This is a genomic window from Mesorhizobium sp. M7A.F.Ca.ET.027.03.2.1 (assembly GCF_003999175.1).
In the GTDB taxonomy this organism is placed as follows: domain Bacteria; phylum Pseudomonadota; class Alphaproteobacteria; order Rhizobiales; family Rhizobiaceae; genus Mesorhizobium.
This window is the reverse complement of sequence record NZ_RZOM01000701.1, coordinates 1-3,305: the sequence shown is the minus strand read 5'-3', so window position 1 is coordinate 3,305 and position 3,305 is coordinate 1. Positions and strand designations below refer to the sequence as shown.

Below are 3,305 nucleotides of genomic sequence, written 5' to 3'. Positions count from 1 at the left end.
TCCGTGGATTGTACCAAGCGCATTTTGACATCAGCAAAGATCGCGTCTGGCCGGCACAAGCCGGCCAGCTTCAGCCGACCGAAACCGGCAGCTTCGCCGCTGAACTCTCGAAGGCCGCGTCGATCAGCTTTTGCATGTCCGCGGCACGCCGGAACGACGGATCGCCATTCCGGCCTGTATCCAGCGCATCGGCAAAGCGTCGCGCATTGCGCTTGACACTGGGCAGCGCCAAGATCTGCCAGCGCTGAAGATCGACATCGCCGCCGAGACAGGCCGACAGGTTCGATGCCTTGCCGTCGGTTTCGACCCTGATGGCGCCCTTGGTGCCGTGCAGGGCCAGCGACAGATCGTTGGCGTGGCCGGTCATGTAGCGGCTCGCCACGATCGTAGCGAGCGCACCGGAACTGAGCCGCGCCGTCATTGCCACGCTGTCATTGGCGTCCAGCACATAGTCGCCGATGCGCTCGCCCTCGGCCTTCGGAAACGTCACCAGATCGGCATGCAGGCTGACGATATCCTGGCCGGCGCCATAGGTGGCGAAGTCCAGGATATGGATGCCGACATCGCCCAGCACGCCGGTCGAACCGTGCCGGCTCGACAAGCGCCAGAGCCATTTGTCCTCGACCCGCCAGTCGCCCCACGACTGGCTGACCAGCCAGCTTTGCCGGTAGCTTGCCTCGACATGGCGCAACACGCCGATCTCGCCGGCCAGCACCATGCGCCGCGCTTCATGGATCGCCGGTGAGTTGCGATAGGTCAGGTTGACCATGTTGACCACCCCTGCAGCCTCGGCCGCTTCGGTCATATCAAGCGCGTCGGCGTGGTTCGGCGCCAGCGGCTTTTCGCAAAACACATGCTTTCCCTGGGCAAGCAGCGCCAGCGTCGTTGCCATATGCGCACCATCCGGCGTCGCGTTGATGGCGGCATCGAACTGACCCCAGGCGATCGCCGCCTCCAGGCTCTCGAAAGATTCGCCGATCTTGCTGACGGCGGCAAACGCCGCCGCGCGGCCAGGCACCTGGTCGACGCAAGCGACGATGCTGCAGCCCGGGATCCCGGCAAACTCCTCGACATGATGCCCGGCGATACCGCCGGTGCCGAGCAGAAGAATTCGATGCATCAGTTCAGGCCCCCAGCCACCTCACACCCCAATCAACTCAGGCCCGAATCAACTCAGGCCCTTGTCGCCGTCGGCATGCAGGCGCAGCCCCTTCTGCACGATCTTCTCCTTGGCCGCATCCGTCGGCACGTTCGGCGCATTGGTGATGCCGGACCATGCCGGCGCCGGGTTGTGCGCCCAGTGCACGGCGTTGCGCAGCACCTGCTGCACGCCCTCATTGTGATAGATCGGATAGGTCTCGTGACCGGGCGAGAAGTAGAAGATCCGTCCCGCGCCGCGCTGGTAGGTCAGCCCGGACCGGAACACCTCGCCACCCTCGTACCAGGAGACGAACACCGTCTCCAGCGGCTCCGGCACGGCGAAGGGCTCGCCATACATTTCGGTCTCGCCGATCTCCAGGCACTCGCCGATGCCTTGCGCGATCGGGTGGCCGCGGTTGATCGCCCAGACGCGCTCGCGCTCGCCCGCCTCGCGCCATTTCAGCGAACAGGGCGTGCCCATCAGCCGCTTGAATATCCTCGAGTAGTGGCCGGAATGGAGCACGATCAGGCCCATCCCTTCCCACACCCGCTTCTGCACCCGCTCGACGATCTCGTCCTTGACCTCGCCATGCGCCGCGTGGCCCCACCACAAAAGCGCGTCGGTGGCCGCCAGGCGCTTTTCGCTCAGGCCGTGCTCGGGCTCCTGCAAGGTGGCGGTGGTCGCCTCGATGCCCTTGTCCTGGTTGAGGGCGGCGGCAATGGTGCCATGCATGCCCAAGGGATAGAGGTCGCGCACGGCTTCATTGGTCTGCTCGTGGACATTCTCGCCCCAAACGATCGCTTTTGTCGGCATTTTCATCTCCCAAAGCGCTTTAAATAGCATGTCAAAAGGGATTGAGAAGGTCCCGATGCCGCCTGGCCCGATGGAATACTACGTCTTGCGCTTCTTGCGCCCCGGCACGGTCTTGGCCTTGCCCGGTTTCGCCGGTGCGCCGGGGATGGCGGTTCCGGTAATGGATATCGGATCGCTGGCCGGGAACGTGTCTTCGAGGCCTTCCTCGAGTTCCTCTTCGGCGCTCGGGGCTTCATGTCGCTCATGTTCGAGCGAGCGGACGGCCGATGTCTTTATGACCGGCGACTTCGGTGCGGAATTCGACGGCATCGGCATTCTCCCTCGGCGTGCGGATGCAGAACGAGCGTGCCCTGCAAAACGTTCCGAGTTCAGACCGCCGCGTCGCGCGATCCCTCGGACAGGAAAGTAAAGACATAGTCCGAGAAGGAACGCCAGCATTCGACCCGGAAGGCATCGGCGGCTGTGCGCAGCAGCACGATCTCGGTCTTGCCCAGGATGGTGCGCGACGCTGCGCCCACCGGGAAGGCGTCGAGCGACAGGTCCTGCGGGCAGCCAGCATTGATCGTCGCCGCTGCCCCAGTGCCCGTCACCGATATCGCGATGTTGCGATGCGAGACGCCGACCGCCGAATGCAGCGCGGATACTTTGGCGCAATCGGCGAGCGGATCGTTGCCGGCCTCATCGATCACAAGCCATTCGTCGGGACCGAGCCACAAGACGGTGCGCCCGCCCTTCGCGGCAGAGGTTTTCGGCTTGTTCGGCAAGGTCACGCCGAGCGCCTTCGAAAGCGCTGCGGCCGAGGCTTCCGGCGCACGCAATGACATGCGCTCGGCCGGCGGCAATACCTCGACCTTGGCGCCGGCGGCAGTGGTGCTGCGCCCAGCCAGCGCCGGACGGCGTTCGACCGAAGGCGATGCGGCCGGAGCCGTCTTCCTTGCAGCGGCCTTAGCCATTGAGGCGCCCTCCCGTCTCGTCGAAGAACACCATGCCGGTAACCTCCACTTCGATCACCCCATTCGGCATCGGCACATAGAGGGTCTCACCCATCCGGTCGCGGCCGCCGGCGACCAGCGCCAATGCGATCGAGCGGCCGCAATTTTCCGACCAATAGCTCGAGCTGACATGGCCGATCATCTTCATCGGGATCGCCTGCTTGGGATCCTCGACGATCTGCGCGCCTTCTTCCAGAACCACTTTGGGGTCCCTGGTCTTGAGGCCGACCAGCTGCTTGCGGCCCTTGGCGACCAGATCCGGCCGCGTCAGGCCGCGGATGCCGACGAAATCGGTCTTCTTCTTGCCGACCGCCCAGTCGAGCCCGGCGTCGTTCGGCGTTACCGTGCCATCCGTGTCC

The 3,305-nt window shown here is 64.7% G+C and carries 5 protein-coding genes; all 5 read right to left on the bottom strand.

Features of this window, described 5'->3' with window-relative positions; genetic code table 11:
- Nucleotides 1–70: 70 nt before the first annotated feature.
- Nucleotides 71–1,120 carry a Gfo/Idh/MocA family oxidoreductase gene (locus tag EN750_RS25210; RefSeq protein WP_127329421.1) on the bottom strand — a complete coding sequence of 350 codons (1,050 nt, stop codon included), beginning with the start codon at nucleotides 1,118–1,120 and terminating at the stop codon, nucleotides 71–73.
- A gap of 48 nt (nucleotides 1,121–1,168) precedes the next feature.
- Nucleotides 1,169–1,954: a ThuA domain-containing protein gene (locus tag EN750_RS25205; protein ID WP_127398123.1), complete on the bottom strand. Its 786-nt coding sequence runs from the start codon at nucleotides 1,952–1,954 to the stop codon at nucleotides 1,169–1,171.
- Between the two features lie 78 nt (nucleotides 1,955–2,032).
- Nucleotides 2,033–2,263, bottom strand: a complete 231-nt coding sequence (locus EN750_RS25200; RefSeq protein ID WP_127398121.1) for a hypothetical protein — start codon at nucleotides 2,261–2,263, stop codon at nucleotides 2,033–2,035.
- 59 nt (nucleotides 2,264–2,322) lie between these two features.
- Nucleotides 2,323–2,907 carry a sarcosine oxidase subunit gamma gene (locus EN750_RS25195; protein WP_127398119.1) on the bottom strand — a complete coding sequence of 195 codons (585 nt, stop codon included), beginning with the start codon at nucleotides 2,905–2,907 and terminating at the stop codon, nucleotides 2,323–2,325.
- Nucleotides 2,900–3,305, bottom strand: a 406-nt coding sequence (locus EN750_RS25190) for a glycine cleavage T C-terminal barrel domain-containing protein (RefSeq protein ID WP_281062321.1), incomplete at its 5' end; no start/stop codon positions are given. The genes EN750_RS25195 and EN750_RS25190, both read right to left, overlap by 8 nt.

Bases quoted from the DNA above. Each gene is read 5' to 3' on its own strand.
- EN750_RS25205 (WP_127398123.1), bottom strand. From the start codon at position 1,954: ATGCCGACAAAAGCGATCGTTTGGGGCGAGAATGTCCACGAGCAGACC.
- EN750_RS25210 (WP_127329421.1), bottom strand. From the start codon at position 1,120: ATGCATCGAATTCTTCTGCTCGGCACCGGCGGTATCGCCGGGCATCAT.
- EN750_RS25195 (WP_127398119.1), bottom strand. From the start codon at position 2,907: ATGGCTAAGGCCGCTGCAAGGAAGACGGCTCCGGCCGCATCGCCTTCG.
- EN750_RS25200 (WP_127398121.1), bottom strand. From the start codon at position 2,263: ATGCCGTCGAATTCCGCACCGAAGTCGCCGGTCATAAAGACATCGGCC.